The organism is Mycobacterium sp. Marseille-P9652, from assembly GCF_902652685.1.
GTDB lineage: Bacteria > Actinomycetota > Actinomycetes > Mycobacteriales > Mycobacteriaceae > Mycobacterium.
Window position 1 is genome coordinate 1 of record NZ_CACRUY010000040.1, and the last position, 19,949, is coordinate 19,949.

15 protein-coding genes and 1 pseudogene are annotated in these 19,949 nt (G+C 71.4%); 9 read left to right on the top strand and 7 right to left on the bottom strand.

Translation table 11 applies throughout. From position 1 onward, the window contains the following. Nucleotides 1-319: pseudogene (locus tag GPY60_RS27570) on the top strand (hypothetical protein); the annotation flags it as partial. 11 nt (nt 320-330) lie between these two features. Here GPY60_RS27570 and GPY60_RS19025 read toward each other — a convergent pair. Continuing rightward, nucleotides 331-1,326: a MaoC family dehydratase gene (locus GPY60_RS19025; RefSeq protein ID WP_156689248.1), complete on the bottom strand. Its 996-nt coding sequence runs from the start codon at nt 1,324-1,326 to the stop codon at nt 331-333. A gap of 9 nt (nt 1,327-1,335) precedes the next feature. On the opposite strand from GPY60_RS19025, the gene GPY60_RS19030 reads away from it, so the two are divergent. Next, nucleotides 1,336-2,490, top strand: a complete 1,155-nt coding sequence (locus tag GPY60_RS19030; RefSeq protein ID WP_156689249.1) for an acyl-CoA dehydrogenase family protein — start codon at nt 1,336-1,338, stop codon at nt 2,488-2,490. 85 nt (nt 2,491-2,575) lie between these two features. Then, nucleotides 2,576-2,983 (top strand): CD225/dispanin family protein, encoded by a 408-nt coding sequence (locus tag GPY60_RS19035; protein WP_156689250.1) that lies wholly within the window; start codon nt 2,576-2,578, stop codon nt 2,981-2,983. Here the strand turns inward: GPY60_RS19035 and GPY60_RS19040 are convergent. Both GPY60_RS19040 and fadD4 read right to left on the bottom strand, forming a co-directional pair. Next, nucleotides 2,968-3,915 (bottom strand): enoyl-CoA hydratase/isomerase family protein, encoded by a 948-nt coding sequence (locus tag GPY60_RS19040; RefSeq protein ID WP_370462764.1) that lies wholly within the window; start codon nt 3,913-3,915, stop codon nt 2,968-2,970. The two genes, GPY60_RS19035 and GPY60_RS19040, sit on opposite strands and share 16 nt — an antisense overlap. Next, a complete protein-coding gene (gene fadD4, locus GPY60_RS19045) occupies nt 3,912-5,429 on the bottom strand; it encodes a fatty-acid--CoA ligase FadD4 (protein ID WP_156689251.1) in 1,518 nt (505 codons plus the stop codon). Before fadD4 ends, GPY60_RS19040 begins: the two co-directional genes overlap by 4 nt. Nucleotides 5,430-5,583: 154 nt before the next feature. Here fadD4 and GPY60_RS19050 point away from each other — a divergent pair, with 154 nt between their 5' ends. The 3 genes from GPY60_RS19050 (at nt 5,584) to GPY60_RS19060 (ending at nt 9,317) form a co-directional block, all read left to right on the top strand. Then, nucleotides 5,584-8,199 carry a helix-turn-helix domain-containing protein gene (locus GPY60_RS19050; RefSeq protein WP_231639724.1) on the top strand — a complete coding sequence of 872 codons (2,616 nt, stop codon included), beginning with the start codon at nt 5,584-5,586 and terminating at the stop codon, nt 8,197-8,199. A gap of 549 nt (nt 8,200-8,748) precedes the next feature. Continuing rightward, nucleotides 8,749-8,946 carry a hypothetical protein gene (locus GPY60_RS19055; RefSeq protein WP_156689252.1) on the top strand — a complete coding sequence of 66 codons (198 nt, stop codon included), beginning with the start codon at nt 8,749-8,751 and terminating at the stop codon, nt 8,944-8,946. After that, on the top strand, nt 8,943-9,317 hold the full coding sequence (locus tag GPY60_RS19060; RefSeq protein ID WP_156689253.1) for a hypothetical protein: 375 nt from the start codon (nt 8,943-8,945) through the stop codon (nt 9,315-9,317). The genes GPY60_RS19055 and GPY60_RS19060 overlap by 4 nt, the downstream gene beginning before the upstream one ends. Before the next feature lie 71 nt (nt 9,318-9,388). Here GPY60_RS19060 and GPY60_RS19065 read toward each other — a convergent pair whose 3' ends face one another. The 3 genes from GPY60_RS19065 to GPY60_RS19075 all read right to left on the bottom strand — a co-directional run bounded on the left by GPY60_RS19065 (nt 9,389) and on the right by GPY60_RS19075 (nt 14,009). After that, nucleotides 9,389-11,218 carry a phosphoenolpyruvate carboxykinase (GTP) gene (locus GPY60_RS19065; protein ID WP_156689254.1) on the bottom strand — a complete coding sequence of 610 codons (1,830 nt, stop codon included), beginning with the start codon at nt 11,216-11,218 and terminating at the stop codon, nt 9,389-9,391. 185 nt (nt 11,219-11,403) lie between these two features. Next, nucleotides 11,404-12,936, bottom strand: coding sequence for a hypothetical protein (locus tag GPY60_RS19070; protein ID WP_231639725.1), 1,533 nt, complete (start codon nt 12,934-12,936; stop codon nt 11,404-11,406). Further along, nucleotides 12,933-14,009 carry a hypothetical protein gene (locus GPY60_RS19075; RefSeq protein WP_156689255.1) on the bottom strand — a complete coding sequence of 359 codons (1,077 nt, stop codon included), beginning with the start codon at nt 14,007-14,009 and terminating at the stop codon, nt 12,933-12,935. The genes GPY60_RS19070 and GPY60_RS19075 overlap by 4 nt, the downstream gene beginning before the upstream one ends. A 182-nt stretch (nt 14,010-14,191) precedes the next feature. Here GPY60_RS19075 and trmB point away from each other — a divergent pair, with 182 nt between their 5' ends. Genes trmB through GPY60_RS19090 form a run of 3 tightly spaced genes read left to right on the top strand, consistent with a single transcriptional unit; the run spans nt 14,192 to nt 18,620 of the window. Continuing rightward, nucleotides 14,192-14,950 (top strand): tRNA (guanosine(46)-N7)-methyltransferase TrmB, encoded by a 759-nt coding sequence (gene trmB, locus GPY60_RS19080; protein WP_370462765.1) that lies wholly within the window; start codon nt 14,192-14,194, stop codon nt 14,948-14,950. Between the two features lie 9 nt (nt 14,951-14,959). Beyond that, nucleotides 14,960-15,676 carry an NYN domain-containing protein gene (locus tag GPY60_RS19085; RefSeq protein WP_156689256.1) on the top strand — a complete coding sequence of 239 codons (717 nt, stop codon included), beginning with the start codon at nt 14,960-14,962 and terminating at the stop codon, nt 15,674-15,676. Between the two features lie 49 nt (nt 15,677-15,725). Continuing rightward, nucleotides 15,726-18,620, top strand: coding sequence for an MMPL family transporter (locus GPY60_RS19090; protein WP_156689257.1), 2,895 nt, complete (start codon nt 15,726-15,728; stop codon nt 18,618-18,620). A 114-nt stretch (nt 18,621-18,734) separates the two neighbouring features. Here GPY60_RS19090 and GPY60_RS19095 read toward each other — a convergent pair whose 3' ends face one another. Beyond that, nucleotides 18,735-19,883 carry an AI-2E family transporter gene (locus GPY60_RS19095; RefSeq protein WP_156689258.1) on the bottom strand — a complete coding sequence of 383 codons (1,149 nt, stop codon included), beginning with the start codon at nt 19,881-19,883 and terminating at the stop codon, nt 18,735-18,737. Nucleotides 19,884-19,949: the final 66 nt, after the last annotated feature.

Genomic DNA, 19,949 nt, shown 5'->3' on the forward strand with positions numbered 1-19,949 from the left:
TGCCGCCGGTAACGGTGGGGCGGGCGGCGACGCCGTCGCCAACACCCTCTTCCCCCCGCAGTTCAACGGCGGCGCCGGTGGGACGGGTAGCACCAGCACCGGCGGTGGTGGCGGCGGCGGCGCCATTGACAACGGCGGCGCCAACGGCGACGGTGGCGCCGGCAGCAACGGTGCCAGCGGCGGCGCAGGCGGCCCCGGCGCCACTGGCAACATCGTGGGCAACAGCGGCGGCAACGCCGGCACCGCCGGAGCCGGCGGTGCCGGCGGTGCGAGCAACACCAGCTTTACCAATGGCGGCAGCAACGGCGGGTCAGCCTAACCGAGCAGCGCTCAGAACTGCAGCGCGCTGAACCGCCAGTCCAGCACCTGGCGGTCCGGCTCGCCGACGGCGAATACCGTTGAGCGCAGCCGCAGCACGCCACCGTGCGCCGTCGGCTCGGCCGACTCGACGTGCAATTCGCTGTAGAGCGTGTCGCCCTCGTGCACGGGCCCGGTGTGGTCGCACGACTGCCACCCCAGCACCGTGACGAGGTTGGGTAGCAGCCGCGACGCCTGCGCCAACGCCAGCCCGATGGTGTGCCCGCCGTAGACCAGCCGGCGCCCGCCGACCCGCGAATCATGGTGCGTGGCAGCGATGTTCAACGTCAGGCGGGCGAGTTCGGGCGCAGAGGTGACCACGTCCGCGGTGCTGTGCAACACCGCGCCGGCCAGGCCGGGGTCGAAGTGCGGACGGGGCACCCGGTTGCGGAAGACGTCGGCGTCCCAGTGCGCGGTCGGGTCGGCGGCCGGTCCGGGCGCGTCGGCGCCGATGGCGGACAGGTCGTCGCCGGGCGCCCCGGACGGCCGAAAGTCCGGGCCCGCCGGCAGCATCGCGCACCGGTAGAAGTCGAGCACCAGGCGGTCGGCCTGGTCGATGGTGATCATGCGCAGCGCCGCCATCCCGGTCGGCGCCCGCCCCGGCTTGACCGAATTGGCGCGCAGCCCAACGACTTCCGTGCGGGTGTAGATGGTATCGCCGACAACGGGGAACCGGTGAAACGTCAGGCCGCGGTAGAACAGATTCGCCTTGACGCGCTGCGTCGCCAGCGTCGACTGGCCGATCGCGACGTCGCACACCAGCGCCGGATGGGCCAGCGGCCCCGGCTCGCCGGTCACCGCGGTGGCCAGCACCGCGTCCAGCGAGAGGCGCAACCGGTCCCCCACGATCGCCTGATGCGCCGCGGCCAGACCCGGCGACAGCGTCGCCGCCGGCGCCCAGTCGAACACCTGGCCCACCGCCAGGTCGTCGAAGTACGGGCCGCCCTCGCGTAACCGCGCGTAAGTCACCGGGCCAATATGGCATGCGTGAACGACGAAGAAGAAATGCTGGTCGCCACGGTGCGGGCGTTCATCGACCGCGACGTGAAGCCGACCGTGCGCGAGGTGGAGCACGCCAACACTTACCCGGAGGCGTGGATCGAGCAGATGAAGCGGATCGGCATCTACGGCCTGGCCGTCCCGGAGGAGCACGGCGGGTCGCCCGTGTCGATGCCGTGCTACGCCCGGGTCACCGAGGAACTGGCGCGCGGCTGGATGAGCCTGGCCGGTGCGATGGGCGGGCACACCGTGGTGGCCAAGCTGCTCGCGTTGTTCGGCACCGACGAGCAGAAGCGCGCATACCTGCCCCCGATGGCCACCGGCGAGCTGCGGGCCACGATGGCGCTGACCGAACCGGGCGGCGGTTCGGACCTGCAGAACATGTCGACGACGGCACTGCCCGACCGCAACGGCGGGCTGCTGATCAACGGCGCCAAGACCTGGATCAGCAACGCACGCCGGTCGGGGCTCATCGCGCTGCTGTGCAAGACCGATCCCGACGCCACCCCGAAGCACGCGGGCATCTCGATCGTGCTCGTCGAACCCGGCCCCGGCCTGATGGTCTCGCGGGACCTGCCCAAGCTCGGCTACAAGGGTGTGGAGTCCTGCGAGCTGTCGTTCGACAACTTCGCCGCGCCCGCGTCGGCGATCCTGGGCGGCGTTGCGGGCCAGGGCTTCTCGCAGATGATGAAGGGCCTGGAGACGGGCCGCATCCAGGTGGCCGCCCGCGCGCTGGGCGTCGCCGCCGCGGCGCTCGAGGACGCGCTGGCCTACGCCCAGGAGCGCGAGAGCTTCGGCCAGCCGATCTGGAAGCACCAGTCGGTCGGCAACTACCTGGCCGACATGGCGACCAAGCTGACCGCCGCCCGCCAGCTCACCCGCTACGCCGCCGAACGCTACGACAGCGGCGAGCGCTGCGACATGGAGGCCGGGATGGCCAAGCTGTTCGCCTCCGAGGTCGGCATGGAGATCGCCCTGGACGCCGTCCGCATTCACGGCGGCTACGGCTACTCCACGGAGTACGACGTGGAACGCTACTTCCGCGACGCGCCGCTGATGATCGTGGGCGAGGGCACCAACGAGATCCAGCGCAACGTCATCGCGCGGCAACTGGTGTCCCGCGGCGGCATCTGACGAGCGAAAATGCGGGGCGGACGCGCGGCGCTGCGCTATATTTGCCTGACTTCTCCCGCCGTCGGTCCGCAGAAGGTTGGTCGCCATGAGTTATCCGCCGCCCGGGCCGTACGAGGGCTCCCCCGAATGGCAAGGCCAGCAGCCGTATTGGCAGAACCCGCAGCCGCAGGGCTGGCCGGGCCAGCAGCCCGCCTGGCAGGGCCAGCGCGAGCCCGACAACTACCTGGTCTGGGCGATCCTGGTGACCGTGCTGTGCTGCCTCCCGTTCGGCATCGTGTCGATCGTGTACTCGACCAAGGTTTCTGGCCTGTGGTCGCAGGGCCGCTACGCCGAGGCCCAGAGCGCGGCCGACAACGCCAAGAAGTGGGCGATCATCGGCGCGATCGTGGGCGTCGTCGCGTCGGTGATCGGCGTCATCCTGTGGTTCACCCTGTTCGCGGTGGCCATCTCGAACCTGCCCAGCACCACGACCACCACCTACTCGGGCTTCTGAGTCACCGCGTCCGCCAGTCCCCAGGACAGGGCCACGTCGGCGCCGATCGTGCGTCCGGACAACACCAGATAGGCGGTGCGCCAACGGCCTATCCGGCGGCTGACGCTGACGGTGCCGCCGGCGCCGGGAATGAGCCCGAGCGCCAGCTCGGGTAGCCCGAACACCGAATCATTCTGCGCCTCAACCCATCCACAGAAAGCCGCCATCTCCAGCCCGCTGCCCAACACCCGGCCGTGCACCTCGGCCCGGCAGGAGCGCCCCAGCCGCGCGGTGAGCGCGTCGAGCGCCAGGGCGGGGCTGTGCCGGGTGCGGGCGAGGTGCGCCGACGCCGGGTCGGCGAGCGTGCCGAACTCCGCGAGGTCGCCGCCGCTGCAGAACGAGGGACCGTTGCCGCGCAACACGATTCCCGTCACCGAGGGGTCAAGCAGGGCGACGGTCAGCGCTTCCAGCAGCGCGGCGCGCGCGTCGGTGGAGAACGCGTTGTGCCGCTGCGGGCGGTCGAACTCGACGCGCAAAGTGTCGCCGTCGCGCCGCGCGCGGACCGGTTCGGCGATCTCGGGCATGCGCGCCGGCCCGCGTTCGGCCAGCCAGCGCGCGAACTCCGGGCCGGCCTGCAGCGTGGAATAGGCCAGCGATTCGGTCACCACCCCCGCCAGTGCGGGGCCCGCCGGGTCGACCGCGCGCAGCACGTCGTCGCACACGGCGCTGGCGTGGGGCCAGCGCGCGCAGCGTTCGGTCACCTCGGCCAGGGTTTCGGCCACCGAGTCGACGACCACCACCCTCCGGTCGTCACACGGATCCTCGGTGAGCGTGAAAGTGGCGTGCTCGAGCCAGAATTCGGGCGCGCCGGCAACCTTCCCCACGGCGACGACCACTCCCGGCGGGACGGAGAGTTCGGCCGGCTCCGTCAGATCGACGACGCGCAGGGTCACACGGAGTACTTCTCGATCAAACCGTTCTTGTAGAGCTTGCCGGTGTCGGTGCGCGGCAACTGGGCCTCGAAGGCGATCGAGCGCGGACACTTGTAGTGCGCCAGACGATCCCGCAGCCACGTGATGAGCTCCTCGGCGAACGCGTCGGTCGCGTCGGCCGGGTCGACGGTCTGCACGGCCGCCACCACCCGCTGACCCATCTCGTCGTCGGGCACGCCGAACACGGCCGCGTCCAACACCTTTGGATGGGTGACCAGAAGGTTCTCCGCTTCCTGCGGGTAGATGTTCACCCCGCCGGAAATGATCATGTGGTGGCGCCGGTCGGTCAGGTACAGGTAACCCTCCTCGTCGAGGTAGCCGATGTCGCCGACCGTCGCCCACCCGTGCTTTGAGCGCGACGCGGCGGTCTTCGCCTCGTCGTTGAGGTATTCGAAGGAGACCCCGCCCTCGAAGTAGATCTCACCGGCCTGCCCGGGCGGCAGCTCGTTGCCGTCCTCGTCGAGGATGTGCACGGCGCCGGCCATGGGTTTGCCGACCGAACCCGGGTGCGCCAACCAGTCCTCGGCGGAAATCAGCGTGGACCCGTGGGCCTCCGAGGACGCGTAGTACTCGTCGATGATCGGCCCCCACCAGTCCATCATCTGCTTCTTGATCTCCACGGGGCACGGCGCCGCCGCATGCATCACCCGCTGCAGGCTGGACAGGTCGTACGAATCACGCACCGCCTGAGGAAGTTTCAGCATGCGGGTGAACATCGCCGGGACGAACTGGCCGTGCGTCACCCGGTGGCGCGCGATCGCGTCGAGGCAACCCTCGGGATCGAACTTCTCCAGGACCACCGTCGTGATGCCGCCGGCCTGCGCGCTCATCGACCACACCGACGGCGCCGTGTGGTACAGCGGCGCCGGGCTCAGATAGATCGAGTCGGGCGTCATCCAGAAGCTGACGAGCGCCGACATCATGCCGGGCGCCTCGGCCGGGGACACGTGCGGCAGTTCCCGTTTGATGCCCTTGGGGCGGCCGGTGGTGCCCGACGAGTACTGCAGCAGGTCACCCTCGCGCTCGTCGGGAATCGGCGTATCGGGCTCGCCCGCAACGCATTCCGGATATCGCTCCCAGCCGGGAAGGTCGTCGTCCGCGATGAGCAACACCTTCGGCAGACCGCCCGGCAAGTGCTCGCCGAGGTTCTCGCACGTCTTGCGCAGCGCGGCGGACCCGACGATGGCCTTGGCGGCGCTGTTGTCGACGATGTAGGCGGCCTCGGCCGCGGTCAGGTGGGTGTTGATCGGCACGTAGTACAGGCCGCTGCGCCGCGCCGCCCACATCACGGCGTGGATGTGCTCGTTGTTCTCCATGAGGATCGCGACGACGTCGCCCTCGCGCAGGCCGGCCCGGCGGAAATAGTGCGCCAGCCGGTTGGCGCGCGCCTCCAGCTCGTCGAACGTGACGACGGTGCCGGACGGGTACAGGATGACGGCCGGCTTGCCCGAGCCGCAGTGCTCGCGAATCTGCATGCGCCGACTGTACCGCCGAAAAACTTGACGGGTGTCAAGTGGTCGGGTCCTTCGCCGACAAGACGCAAAAGCACACGACACGCCGGGCGCGCGTGTGCTTTTGCGACTGCTCGCGCAGGTCGATCAACTGCCGGGGGCGGCCAGGATCGGTAGAGTGCTGGCTCTGGTGGAAGCCGAGGATTGGCCGCTGCTGCGCCGCGAGCCGGAGTTCGCGGCGGTTCACGCTGCCCTCACCGAGCGATCCCGCACCGCCGGCGTCGTGGTGGTCGGGGCGGCCGGCGTCGGAAAGACCACGCTGGCCCGCGATGTCGCCGATTCCTTGCCCGAACGCGTGCGCTGGGTGGCGGGCACCGCCTCGTCGCGCAGCATTCCCCTCGGTCCGTTCACCTACCTCGTCGGGGCGGGCACCGCCCGCGACCCGACGGCCTACCTGGCGGCCGCCCGCGACGCGCTCACCGCCGATCGCGGCGCGGTCCTGGGCGTCGACGATGCCCACCTGCTCGACGACCTGTCGGCCACGCTGGTGTTGCAGCTGGCGCTGGAGCGGTCGGTGCCGATGGTGGCCAACGTGCGGGCCAACGAGCCGGTGCCCGACGCCATCACCTCGCTGTGGAAGGACCGCTACCTGCGGCGCGTCGAGCTGCGGCCCTTCACCCGCGACCAGTGCGCCGAGCTCGTCGAGCGGGTGCTGGGCGGGCCGGTCGAGGGCCTCAGCGTGGACGTCATGTGGCAGGACTCGGGCGGCAACGCGCTCTTCCTGCGCAACCTGGTCGAGGGGGCGGTGGAGGCCGGGACGCTGCGCCAGGTGCGGGGCATCTGGCAGCTGCGCGGGCCGGCCGTGGTGCGCGACGAGCTGGCCGCGCTGGTCGACGAGCGGGTCGAGCAGCTGCCCGAGGACGTCACCCACGCGTTGGGACTGCTGGCGATCTGCGAGCCGCTCGACCTGGACACGCTGATCGGATTGACCGGCGCCGGCGCCGTCGAGCAGGCCGAACGGCGCGGCCTCATCCGCATCACCGACGAGCGGGAGGTCAGCGAGGTCCAGTTCAATCAGCTGCTGCTCAGCGACGTGATGCGCCGGCGCATCGGGGTGGCCGCCGGCCGCCGGCTGCGCGGGGAGCTGGTCGACGCGCTGGCCGCCAAGCCGCTCCGGGGACCGGGCGAGCGGATCCGGCTGGCCGGGCTCACCTTGGACAGTGACGCGCACGCCGACCCCGAGCTGCTGGTGGCGGCCGCCGACGACGCGATCGCGCTGACCGACGTCACCCTGGGCGAGCGCCTGGCCCGCGCCGCCGTCGACCGTGGCGCCGGCCCGGCCGCCGGCGAGCTGCTGGCCAGATCTCTGCTGTGGCAGGGCAGGGCCGCGGAGGCCGACCAGGCCCTGAGCGCCTACGACCCGGACGCGATGGACGAGGAGCAGGTGCTCGGCTGGGGCGTCGTGCGCGTCGCCAATCTGCAGCTATCGGCCGGCGACGCCGACGCCGCCGACGACGTGCTCGCGGTGCTGCGCCGGCGGATCGCCGACCCGGGGCTCCGCCTGGTGGTCGACGGCCTGGCGGCGGCGTCGCTGGCCTTGGAGAACCGGCTGGCCGACGCCGCGGAGCTGTCCCGCCGCGTGCTGGCCGATCCGGCGTCGTCCCCGGACGCGCTCGGCTGGGCGCTGGTCGGCGGGGGTTTCGCGTGGGCGTTCACCGGGCGCGGAGACCAACTCACGGCCCTGGCCGAGCGCGCCCGCCGCGACGAGCGCGGCGTCGACGGCGTGCTACGACACCTGATGGCCTACGCCGAGGTCTGGGCCCTGGTGCTGACCGGCGAGTTCGACGCCGCCGAGACCCGCCTCGCGGGCGGCGACCAGATCTTCTCGATGCACCAGTACCTCGACTGGGGGCTGGACAACATGGCGGCCGGCACCGTCGACCTCGCCCGCGGGCGGTTCGCTGCGGCGGCGTCGCGCATGGAGCAGACGGTCGCGGCGCTCACCACGAAGTCGGCCGCCTGGTGGAGCGTGCCCAGAATGTCCTTGGCGCAGGCCTATTGCGGGCTCGGCCGTGCCGAGGCGGCCGCCGCCACCATCGACGAGCTGAACTCCCGCGCGGGCGCACACCGCGCCGTGTTCGGTCCGCAGCTGCGCCTGCTCGACGCCTGGCTCGCCGCCGCCCGGGGCGATACCCGCGGCGCCATCGCGGCCGCGATCGACGCCGCCGACTCGGCCCGGCGCTGCGGCCAATGCGCGATCGAAATGCTCGCCCTGCACGACGCCGCCCGGTTCGGGGGACGCGAGTGGCTGCAACGGCTGATCGACGTCGCCGAATCCGTCGACGGCCGCCTCGCGCCGGCGCACGCCGCCGACGGTGCGGCGCTGCGCGACCGCGACCCCGTCGCGCTGTGCGCGGCGAGCGAACGGTTCGAAAGGATCGGGGCGATGCTGTCGGCCGCGGACACGGCCGCCCAGGCCGCGGAGCTGTTCGGACGCCGCGACGACCGCCGCCGGGCGACCGAGGCCGTGGTGCGCGCCGACCGCATCGCCGCGGCGGCCGGAGGCATGCGGAGCCCGGCGCTGGCCGCGGCGGCCACGCCGCTGCCGCTCACCTCCCGCGAACGCGACGTCGCCAACCTGGTCGCATCGGGCCTGACCAGCCGGGAGATCGCCGAGCGGCTCAGCCTGTCGGCGCGCACCGTCGAGGGCCACGTCCTGCACGCGTGCACCAAGCTCGGCGTCGCCGACCGCAAGGCCCTGGCGGAATTCATGCGACGCGGCGCGCGGACGTAGTAGCCTCCCGGTCGCCCGGACGACCCGGCGCCGGGGGCGGTCGAACTCGCCCACGTAGCGGGCTACGCGGCCCGCTCGCGTGTCGTCCGGTGGCCTCACCCCGGTGACCGGCAAATCCGCGCCGCCGCAGCGCATCTGCGCGAGTCGACACCAAGTAGGTCACCCGCCGGCGCGTGGTCCCGGCGTGCCCAAATCAGGTAGTCGACTACGGATGTGCGTGCCGTACCCGCCGTCATAGCGTGACGCCATCGCCCCGCCGACGAGTCGAGGAGAAGCCGGTGACGAATTCACGCGGACTCTTGCACGCCCCCTACCCACAGCGCTCAGCCTCTGCGCCGCAACGCTTTCCGGCACAGCGGCGGCTGCGGGACAGCGTCTGGTTGGCGCCGAGCCTGGCCGCGGGCGCGATCGCGGCACGGGTAGTGGGCTTCGTCGAACGGCGTGTGCCGACCCGCGACCGCCGGGGCCGGTTCGCGCCCGCCACAGGGCCGTTCGTGATCGCCGTCCCGACCCGCCACCCCCCCCCCCCCGCTTAGCGCCGGAGGCCCCGTGTTCAACCACCACCATCGCCGCCGATCGGGCGGGGGGCCGAACGGGGTGGTGATCGATCTGCTCGAAGCGCGACGCGACCGGCTGCGGGCGAAGTTCGGACCGGTGCACCCCGCGCTCTGGGTGGACGAGCCGGAGATCGAACTCGCGACCGTCATTCCGTTTCGCGATGCCCGACGGCCGGAGTTGACGTCGTGATCGACGCGAGGCACTCGCCCCCGCGGGGTGGGGAGAGCGCCTCGGACGGCCCCGGTTTGGCGTCGTGGATCGCCGACGCTTTCGCGCGCGGCGAAGCGGCAAGCGCCACCGCGTTCTGGGCCAAGCCACGCCTGCAGCCGATGATCCAGCGCCTGCTGTGGACCCGCAGCCTGGGCCGCGCCGAGCTGGCGTTGGTCGAGGCGGCGTCGCACCGGAAGAAGACGTACCAGCTGTTCGTGATCAGCAACGGGAATTGGCTGGCGGCCGGGGACTTTCGGCGCTACGCCGACGCGCTCGCCGTCGTCGACCGCTGGGTCGGTTACCTCGAGGCGGGTGGCACCGTGCGGGCGTGGCTCGAACAGGAGAGCTGAACGCCGCCAAGGCGTCCCGAAACGCAAAGTCCCCGACACGCTTGCGCGCGCGGGGACTTCAGCGTCAAGCGCTACCCGGCGTCGGACAGCCGCTGCTTGAGGGCCTCGAACTCGTCCTTTACACCGGTCGGGAGCCGCTCCCCGATGAACTCGAACCACTCCTCGATCGACGGGAGCTCCTTGCGCCACTCGTCGGCGTTCACCGCGAGCGCCTCAGCCACGGCGCCGCTTTCGACGTCGAGCCCGTCCAGGTCGAGGTCATCGGCGCTCGGCACGATGCCGATCGGGGTGTCCTGGCCGCCGGCGCGGTGCTCGATGCGGTCGACGATCCACTTGAGCACCCGGCTGTTCTCGCCGAAGCCGGGCCACAGGAAGTCGCCATCGGAGTCGCGGCGGAACCAGTTGACGAAGAACACCTGCGGCAGCTTGGACTCGTCGGAGTTCTTGCCGAGGTCCAGCCAGTGCTGGAAGTAGTCGCCGACGTGGTAGCCGAGGAACGGCAGCATCGCCATCGGGTCGCGGCGGACGGTGCCCACCTTGCCCTCGGCGGCGGCGGTCTGCTCGCTGCCCATCGTGGCGCCCATGAACACGCCGTGTTGCCAGTTGCGGGCCTGCGTCACCAGCGGGACCGTGGTCTTGCGGCGGGCGCCGAACAGGATGCCCGAGATCGGCACGCCCTGCGGGTCGTCCCACTCGGGCGCCAGGATCGGGCACTGCGACATGGGCGTGCAGTACCGCGAGTTCGGGTGCGCCGCAGTGGTTTCCGTCTCGCGGAAGTACCAGTCGTTGCCCTTCCAGTCGATGAGGTGCTCGGGGCTGCCCTCGAGGCCCTCCCACCACACCTCGTTCTCGTCGGTGAGCGCGACGTTGGTGAAGACGGTGTTGCCGGCCTCGATGGTGCGCATGGCGTTGGGGTTGGACTTCCAGTTGGTGCCCGGGGCCACCCCGAAGAAGCCGAACTCGGGGTTGACGGCGTACAGCCGGCCGTCCTTGCCGAACCGCAGCCAGGCGATGTCGTCGCCCAGGGTCTCGGCGCGCCAGCCGGGGACCGTCGGCTGCAGCATGGCGAGGTTGGTCTTGCCGCACGCCGACGGGAACGCCGCGGCGAAGTAGTAGGCCTTGTTCTCCGGGGAGATCAGCTTGAGGATCAGCATGTGCTCGGCGAGCCAGCCCTCGTCGTGGGCCATCGCCGAGGCGATGCGCAGCGAGTAGCACTTCTTACCGAGCAGGGCGTTGCCGCCATAGCCCGACCCGTAGCTCCAGATCTCGCGGGTCTCCGGGAAGTGGGTGATGTACTTGGTGTCGTTGCACGGCCACGGCACGTCGGCCTGGCCCGGCTCCAGCGGGGCGCCCACCGAGTGCAGCGCCTTGACGAAGAACCCGTCGTCGCCCATCTTCTCCAGGGCGGCCTTGCCCATCCGGGTCATCACCTTCATCGAGACGACGACGTATTCGGAGTCGGTGATCTCCACACCCAGCTTGGGGTCCTCGGCGCCGAGCGGGCCCATGCAGAACGGCACCACGTACATGGTGCGGCCGCGCATGCAGCCGCGGTACAGCTCGGTCATGGTGGACCGCATCTCGGCGGGTTCCATCCAGTTGTTGGTGGGCCCGGCGTCCTCCTTGCGCTCCGAGCAGATGAAGGTGCGCGACTCCACCCGCGCGACGTCGGAGGGGTCGGACAGGGCCAGGAAGGAGTTGGGGTGCTTGTGGGGGTTGAGCTTCTTGAACGTGCCGGCCTCGACGAGCTGGTCGGTGAGCCGCTGCCACTCCTCGTCGGAGCCGTCAGCGAACACCACGCGGTCGGGCTGCGTGAGCTCGGCGACCTCCTGAACCCACGCGAGCAGCCCCGGGTGATTCGTCGGCGCGTTGTCTAGTCCGGGAATGGTCGCTGAGGTCATCGAAGTCTCCTGAATTCGTCTTTGTACTCGGGCTTCTCTTGCCTGCTTGGAGCAGTCGCCCACTCAACCCATTTCTGCTGGTTCAAAAGTGGCGTTAACTACAGGTTATCGTGAGTGCCTTGTCGGGGAAGCCTCGGGCGGGTATAGGACTCCTCACAGGAACGATTCAGAAACGTCACCGGACGTCACAAAATCTCCTCGTCACCGCTCGTCGGGACCGGTTTCTCCGGGTCGCCCGCGCCCTCCCCCCCGGCCGGGATCCCGGTTTGCGGCGGCCCCGGTTCGCCGAGCTCCGCACGCACCGCGTCCAGCGCGGCCCGGACAGCCGGCATCTCCCGGTCCCGCACCGCCGCCGCGCGGGCGACGGCGACGGCGTGCTCGCGCAGTTCGCCGTCGATGGTGTTGACCTGGGCGGACACCTGCGAGTTCTCCGCCTCGTCCTGCGCCGCCAGGGCGGTGGTCAGGGCCGTCTCCGCCGCCAGCACGCGGGTGGCCACCAGCTCCTCGACCGCGGACCGCAGCGCCGACGTGACGTCGCCGATCCAGCGATCCAGCAACGCCCGGTCGCGCAGCAGCCCGCGGATGTGGATCACCACGAAGGTCAGCGCCAGCCCGACCGCCACGCAGGCCGCCGCGCCCGCCACGGTGAGCGCGGGGCTCAGCCGCGAAGCCAGGCCGCCCACCAGGCGGGCGAGGGTGAGCGCGACCCCGAGCCCGAAACCGGCGCCCAGCAGCATCAGCAACCAGGCCTCCTGGCGCCGGGCCTTCAGCGGCGGGGGCGACGCCTCCACGGTGGGCACCGGCCCGGGGGCCGGCAGGGTCACCGGCACGCCGGTGAGCCGCGCGACCTCGTCGAGCTGGGTGGCCGTGCCCTCGACGACCTCGCCGACCACCTCGTCGAGCCGCGCCCGGGTGTGCGCCTCGAATCCGCTCATGTTGCGGCGCGGCAGGGCCGCGGCGTCCTCCTGCAACTCGGTGCGCACCGACGCGCACCGGTTGCGCGCGAAGTGCGTCAGCTGCACCCGTGCCTGCTGGAGCTGCCCGCGCAGCGTGATGCTGCGCTCGGTCTTGTGCTCGCGCCGCTCCCGCAGGGCCGTGCTGCGCTGCTCGCGCAGCGCGTCGACCCGCGCCCGGCGGCCGGCGCCCTCCACGTCGCGGTCGAACCGCCGCGCGACGTTCTGCAGCCGGGAATCCCACGCCCGCAGCCTGTTGCGGCGCGGGATGTCCGGGTCGGCGAGCCGGTCGGAAACCTCCCGGACGAGCTCGTCGACGTCCGCGTCGCCGAGGTCGGGCAGCGCGGCCACGCCCACCCACGGCACCCGGGCGTAGCGCGGGGCGTGGGCGGCCAGAGTCGCGGAGTTGGCGGCGACCGCTTCGCGCCAGCCGCGGTGGACGTCGATCTTGGACACCACGCCCACCACCACATCGGTGTGCTCGGCCGCCGCGTCCAGCAGCGCGCAGTCCGAGGCGGTCAGGTGGGCCGCCGCCGAGACGACGAACACGACGGCGATCGGCGCCTCGCCTGGACCGAGGTCGGTCGACTCGACGAACTTGTACTGCGACAACCGTTCGCCCAGCGCCGCGGCGACCGCCGTCACACCGGCCAGCCAGGGTCCCGTGACAAGCACCACGTCACGCCGGTTGACCGCGGGCGGATCCAGCCGCGGCCCCGCCGCGGCCACCAGCGCGTCCACCTCTGCGACCGGGTCGTCGGTCACAACGTCTCTTTCGGCAGGGGCGTTTCTCCAGGCAGCGATCGGCGGGTTTGCGTCCACAACCGTAGCGATCCCCGCACGATGTCCGCACCGCAGGCCCGCCGCAGCTCGCCCGCCGAGGCGCGGCCGTAGCGCTGCCACCGCAGGGCCCGGGACAGGTGCCCGGCCGGGGCGAGGGGGTCCAGCCCGGCCGCCTCGGCCATTGCGGCGGCCGCGGCCATGCGCGCCAGCACGGCGTCGTCGGAGGACAGGAAGGCGCAGATCGGCCCGGCCAGGCGCCTGTCGGCGGCGGCCAGCGCCTCCAACTCGACGACGGCGTCGAGCACCCGCCGGTAGCCCGGCTCGGCGCCGGCCGCGGCCACCCTGCCCAGGACGGCGTCGATCCCGCTCACCCGCCGCAGCAGGGCCCGCAGCTGGGCGGGTGTCCGGCCGCGCCGGACCGCGGCCATCCCCAGCGCGACCCCGAACAGGTCCAGGGTGTCGAGCAGGCGCACGCGCACGTCGGCCGGCACCGGGTTGTCGGCGCTCAGGAAGCCGGCGAAGGACCCGTCGAGGCTGGCCGCGCCGGAAGGATGGTCCGCCAGAACCCGCAGCGCCGCCCACGTTTGGCGGTCCAGGCCGTCCAGGGCGGCGACCGCCAACGGCCCGATCATCGGCTCGACGGGCTCGCCGAGTAGCGCCGACAGCTTGGCGCAGCGCGCTCGCGCCGCGACCGTCGGGGGCTCTCCGGTGCGCCCCGACAGGGATCCGGTCAGATCGGCCTTGTTCAGGACCGCGACCACGGCGGGTCGCGCCGCGGCGATCGCGTCGGCGTCCTCGGGCTTGACGACCTCGGCGGTGACGTAGAGCAAGACGTCGGAGTCGGGTCCGGCGGCTTGGACAGCCAGTCCCGCCGGCCCGCCGGCGCGGGCCAGCGCCCGCGCCACCGTCGCGCGACCGACGCCGGGACGGCCGCGGACCGCCACCCGCAGCGGCGCGGCCGCCCGCTCGGCGACCGCCGTCAGGCCCGGGTCGGCGTGGCGGGCGGCGAAGCGCGCCAGCTCGCCGGCGAACCTCCGGTGTCCCCGTTCTTCCATGTCCCGCCCGTACGCTGTGGTCGCCCCCGCATGGTGGCACCCGCGCGGGCCGGCCGCGAGCCACTTCCCGGTCGACTACCAGGCGAAGGCAACTGTTGGGTATCAATCTGGACCCGGAGGCGGCCGCATCTATAGGTCATGGGCCACCATGGACAAATGCGTGCGCAATCCGGGGTGGGTCGGTGTCCCGACCTTCGGTAGAGGTGGAGGCCGGCTCCGGACAGCGCTACCTGCCGGCCTCGAGCTTCCGCTCCCGGCGCTCCGCCCTGTCCGACGCCCAGCGACAGACCTGGGAGAGGCTGTGGCCCGAGCTCGGCCTCTCGGTCGGCACCCCCACCGAGGGCGGCGCCGGCGAGCCCGGCCCGCTGGACATCCCCGCATGGTTCGGCCGGCAGGCGCCCGTCGTGCTCGAGATCGGTTGCGGCAGCGGCACCTCGACCCTGGCGATGGCGCAGGAGGAACCGGGCGTCGACGTGATCGCCGTGGAGATCTACCGGCGGGGCCTGGCGCAACTGCTGAGCGCGATCGACCGCGAGCGGGTGGGCAACATCCGGTTGATCCGCGGGAACGCGCTCGTCGTGCTGCAGCATCTCCTCGCGCCCGTGACGCTGACCGGGGTCCGCGTCTTCTTCCCCGATCCGTGGCCCAAAGCCCGCCACCACAAGCGCCGGTTCCTGCAGCCCGGCACGGTTGGGCTGATCGCCGACCGGCTACTCCCCGGTGGTGTCCTGCACGCCGCCACGGACCATCCGGGCTACGCCGAGCACATCGCCGAGGTCGGCGATGCCGAGCCGCGGTTGCGCCGCGCCGCCCCCGAAGACGCGTTGCCGATCTCGATCGAGCGGCCCATCACCAAGTACGAGACGAAGGCCCACCGGGCGGGCAGCGACGTCACGGAGTTCATCTGGGTCAGACGCCCATCCGGGCTCGACGATGAATAGGCGGTCACCATGAGCCTGACCGAGGAAACCGCGGCAACCGAACACGCAGAACCAGTGGCGCCGCCGGCGGTCCTGTCCGGCGAGACGGTGGCGAGCCTGGCCCCGGGCGGCCGCGTGCTGCTCGTCTGGGACGCACCCAACCTCGACATGGGTCTGGGGTCGATCCTGGGCCGGCGCCCGACCGCGCTCGAGCGGCCGCGCTTCGACGCGTTGGGCCGCTGGCTGCTGGCGCGCACGGCCGAGATCAGCGCCGGCCGTCCGGGCGTCGTCATCGAGCCGGAGGCCACCGTCTTCACCAACATCGCGCCGGGCAGCGCGGACGTGGTCCGCCCGTGGGTGGACGCGCTGCGCAACGTGGGCTTCGCCGTCTTCGCCAAGCCGAAGATCGACGAGGACAGCGACGTCGACCGCGACATGCTCAACCACATCGAGCGGCGGCGCGCCGAGGGGCTCGCGGCCCTGGTGGTGGCGTCGGCCGACGGTCAGGCGTTCCGGCAACCGCTGGAGGAAATCGCCCGCTCAGGGGCGACCGTCCAGGTGATCGGATTTCGCGAACATGCGAGTTGGGCGCTAGCGTCGGATACCTTGGAGTTCGTCGACCTGGAGGACATCGCGGGTGTCTTCCGGGAACCACTCCCGCGGATCGGTCTTGATTCGCTTCCCGAGCAGGGGGCGTGGCTGCAGCCTTTCCGGCCGCTGTCCGCCCTGTTGACCGCGCGTGTGTGAGACTGGGAAATCAATGCGCGGGTCGTCACCGATCCAGTAAGGAGCTCACGTGTTCGCCTGGTGGGGTCGAACTGTGTACCGCTACCGGTACATCGTAATCGGGGTCATGGTGGCCCTGTGCCTCGGTGGCGGCGTCTTCGGCATGAGCCTGGGCAAGCACGTCACGCAGAGCGGTTTCTACGACGACGGCAGCCAGTCCGTGAAGGCCTCGGTCCTGGGTGACAAGGTGTACGGCCGCGACCGCACTGGCCACATCGTGGCCACCTTCACCGCCCCCGACGGCAAGACCGTCGACGACCCGGCGTGGCGGCAGAAGGTGGTCGACGAGCTCAACAAGTTCAAGAACGACCACCCCGACCAGGTCCTCGGCTGGGCCGGCTACCTGGCCCTGCCGCCAGGCAGCGACCCGCCCAACGCGCAGATCAAGGGCATGGCGACCGAGGACAAGAAGCACACCTTCGTCAGCATCCCGCTGAAGGGCAATGACGACGACACCATCCTCAACAACTACAAAGCCGTCGCGCCCGACCTGCAGAAGCTCGACGGCGGCACGGTGGAACTGGCGGGCCTCGAGCCGATCGCCAACGCCCTGGCCGGAACGATCGCCACCGACCAGCGCCGCATGGAGGTGCTGGCGCTGCCCGCGGTGACGGTGGTGCTGTTCCTGGTGTTCGGCGGCGCGATCGCCGCCGGCCTGCCCGTCATGGTCGGCGGGTTGAGCATCGCCGGCGCGCTGGGCATCCTGCGCGGCATCGCCATGTTCGGGCCGGTGCACTTCTTCGCCCAACCTGTGGTCTCGCTGATCGGCCTGGGTCTCGCGATCGACTACGGGCTCTTTGTCGTGAGCCGATTCCGGGAGGAGATCGCCGAGGGCTACGACACCGAGACCGCGGTCCGAAGAACGGTGATGACGGCCGGGCGCACGGTGACGTTCTCGGCGGTGCTGATCATCGCCTCGGGCGCCACCCTGCTGCTGCTGCCGCAGGGGTTCGTCAAGTCGCTGACCTACGCGCTGATCGCGGCGGTCGGCTTCGCCGCGCTGCTGTCGATCACGCTGCTGCCCGCGTGCCTGGGCATCCTGGGCCGCCACGTCGACGCGCTGGGCGTGCGGACCGCGCTGAAGGTGCCCTTCCTGCGGAACTGGAAGCCCTCGCGCGTCTACCTGGAGTGGCTGGCGGAGCGCCTGCAGAAGACCAAGACCCGCGAAGAGGTGGAGGCCGGGTTCTGGGGCAAGCTCACCAACTTCGTGATGAAGCGGCCGCTGGCGTTCGCCGTCCCGATCATCGTCGGCATGATCCTGCTGGTGATCCCGCTGGGCAACCTCTCGTTCGGGGGCATCAGCGAGAAGTACCTGCCGCCCAACAGTTCGGTCCGCCTGGCCCAGGAGCACTTCGACAAGCTCTTCCCCGGCTACCGCACCGAGCAGCTCACCCTGGTGATCGAGAGCAACAACCACAACGCGGTCACCGACCAGCAGGTCAACGACATCCGGAGCAAGGTGTCGGGCTTCACCGGGTTCACCAACAAGCAGTGGGACGAGCGCCCGTGCCCGGCGATCGCCGGTAACCCCTGCGCCGCTGGTCCCAACGGGACGACGCATCCCGAGGACGGCTCCGTCCGGGTGATCGAGAACGGTCTCGTCAACCGCAACGAGGCGGCGAAGAAGATCGCCGAGTTGCGGTCCATCACCCCGCCGAAGGGGTTGACCGTCCTGGTCGGTGGCACGCCGGCGCTGGAACAGGACAGCATCCACGCCCTGTTCGACAAGGCGCCGCTGATGCTGGTGGTGCTGGTGACGGCCACCATGCTGTTGATGTTCCTGGCCTTTGGGTCGATGGTGTTGCCCATCAAGGCCGCGGTGATGAGCGCGCTGACGCTGGGCTCGACGATGGGCATCCTGACGTGGATCTTCGTCGACGGGCATTTCGCGAAGCAGCTGAACTTCACGCCGACACCGCTGATGGTGGTGATCATCGCGCTCGTCGTGGCGGTGGGCTACGGGCTGGCCACCGACTATGAGGTGTTCCTGGTGTCCCGGATGGTCGAGGCCCGCGAACGGGGCATGTCGACCGCCGAGGCCATCCGGATCGGCACGGCGACCACGGGCCGCCTGATCACCGCCGCCGCGTGCGTGCTCGCCGTGGTGGCCGCGTCGTTCGTGTTCTCCGACCTGGTGATGATGAAATACCTGGCGTTCGGCCTGATGGCGGCCCTGCTGCTGGACGCGACGATCGTCCGGATGTTCCTGGTGCCCTCGGTGATGAAGCTGCTCGGCGACGACTGCTGGTGGGCGCCGCGCTGGGCGAGGCGGCTGCAGAACAAGGTCGGGCTCGGCGAGATCGACCTGCACCCCGAGCGCAAGCGGCCGACGTTCAACGGGCGGCCCACGCGTCCGCCGGTGGCGGCGGCCAGCCTGGCGGCCGCGCCGCCGCGCGCGCCGAAGGACCCGACGCATCCCGGCGCGCTGGAGCCGTCCCGGGCCCGGCCGACGAGAATTCCTGAGCCGCCCGAGCCCCGCCCCGCCGGGGCCGCGGGAGCCACTGGAGCCTCAGTGGCCGGCACGCGCGCGCAGCCGAGGCCGACCGAGGCCAAGACGTCGCGGCTGTCGGCCCAGGGCGGCGCGACGCCGGCCCCGGAGCGGCCCGCCGACGCGCGGGGTCCGGCCAACGCGGCACCCCGTCCGGCGCCGACGCCACCGCCGCCGCCGTCGAGCGGCCAGACCAGGGCCATCCCGGTGCCCACCAACCACGACAGCGCCAACGACGCCGCCGATCCCACCGCCGCGCTGCCGGTCATGCGTCCGGAAGACAACGACTCCGACGCGGCGACCGAGAAGATGAACACCCGCGGTCAGGGTGAGAACGGGGACCCGTCGCGCCAGCGCCGCCGCGCCGGCGGGGGCCTGTCGGCCCAGGACCTGCTCCGCCGCGAGGGTCGGCTCTAGGCGCTCGAGCCCAGCCGAGTCCGGACCGCCGGCCTCGGCGTGCAGCGACACGTAAACGTCGCACACGACACGCCGAAAAACGCCGCAGCCGTTTACGTTTCGTGGCCCCGGTCGTCAGCGGGGCGCGTGCTCCGGGTCGTCCGGTTCCACCTGCAGGATGGGGCCCGTCTCGTCGGCCGCCTCCACCTGCTTCTCGGCCTCGGCATCGGGGTCCGGCGCCAAAAGCACCTGGATCGCGTTGTTGAGGAAGGCCACCGTCGGGACGGCGAGCAGGGCGCCGACGATCCCGGCCAGCACACCACCGGTCGAGATGGCGAGCACGACGGCCAGCGGGTGGATCGACACCGCCCGGCCCATCACCAGCGGCTGCAGCAGGTGCGCCTCGACCTGGTTGACCGCGACGAGCAGTCCGAGCGTGATCAGCGCGTACACGATGCCCTTGGCCAGCAGCGCCACCACGACGGCCAGGAAGCCGGCGACCACGGCCCCGACCAGCGGGATGAACGCCCCCAGGAACACCAGCGACGCCAGCGGCAGCGCCAGCGGGATGTGCATGATCGCCAGGCCGGTGCCCACACCGGCCGCGTCCGTCAGGGCGACCAGGAACGTGGCCCGCACATAGCCGATCAGGGAGCCGTACCCTGCGGTGCCGGCCTCGCGCACGCGGTGACGGACGCCGGCGGGAACGATCTGGGTGACGTACTGCCAGATGTTGCGCCCGCCGTACAGGAAGAAGATGAGCGTGAACAGCACCAGCACGGCGGCCGTGACGAGTTCGGTGATGGTTGCGGCGGTGGCCAGCGCGCCGCTGGTCAGCTTCGACTGATTGTTGTGCAGCGCGTCGATCGCGGCGTTGCCGGCGTTCTTGATCTGCTCGTTGCGTAAGTGAAACGGCCCGTGTTCGAGCCAACTGCGGGTGGAGTCGATGCTGCGGCTGATCTGCTCGGTCAGGCCCGGCAGGCCGTCGATGAACTGGATGATGACAAACGTCAAGATGCCGCCCAGGATCCCGAAGCCGGCCAGCAGCACGATCGCCACGGCGCCGCCGCGCGGCACGCCGCGGCGGTCCATCAGGTCGACCACCGGCACCAGCAGCGCGCTGAGCAGCAACGCGACCAGCACCGGGACGACGATCACCTCGAGCTTGCCCAGCACCCACACCAGGGCGACGAACGCGGCCAGGATGACGAGCAGGCGCCACGCCCAGGCTGCGGTCTTGCGGACAAAGGGCTCGACCGACGCGTCGTCGACGTTTGCTGGCATTCGCCAAGCCTAGCCGTCGGCACCCCGGCCGGGCCCCACCGCGGGGCTTGTCAGGAGCCTAAGCGG

Bases quoted from the DNA above. Each gene is read 5' to 3' on its own strand.
- GPY60_RS19030 (WP_156689249.1), top strand. From the start codon at position 1,336: ATGGCATGCGTGAACGACGAAGAAGAAATGCTGGTCGCCACGGTGCGG.
- GPY60_RS19035 (WP_156689250.1), top strand. From the start codon at position 2,576: ATGAGTTATCCGCCGCCCGGGCCGTACGAGGGCTCCCCCGAATGGCAA.
- fadD4 (WP_156689251.1), bottom strand. From the start codon at position 5,429: ATGCAGATTCGCGAGCACTGCGGCTCGGGCAAGCCGGCCGTCATCCTG.
- GPY60_RS19065 (WP_156689254.1), bottom strand. From the start codon at position 11,218: ATGACCTCAGCGACCATTCCCGGACTAGACAACGCGCCGACGAATCAC.
- GPY60_RS19075 (WP_156689255.1), bottom strand. From the start codon at position 14,009: ATGGAAGAACGGGGACACCGGAGGTTCGCCGGCGAGCTGGCGCGCTTC.
- GPY60_RS19085 (WP_156689256.1), top strand. From the start codon at position 14,960: ATGAGCCTGACCGAGGAAACCGCGGCAACCGAACACGCAGAACCAGTG.
- GPY60_RS19095 (WP_156689258.1), bottom strand. From the start codon at position 19,883: ATGCCAGCAAACGTCGACGACGCGTCGGTCGAGCCCTTTGTCCGCAAG.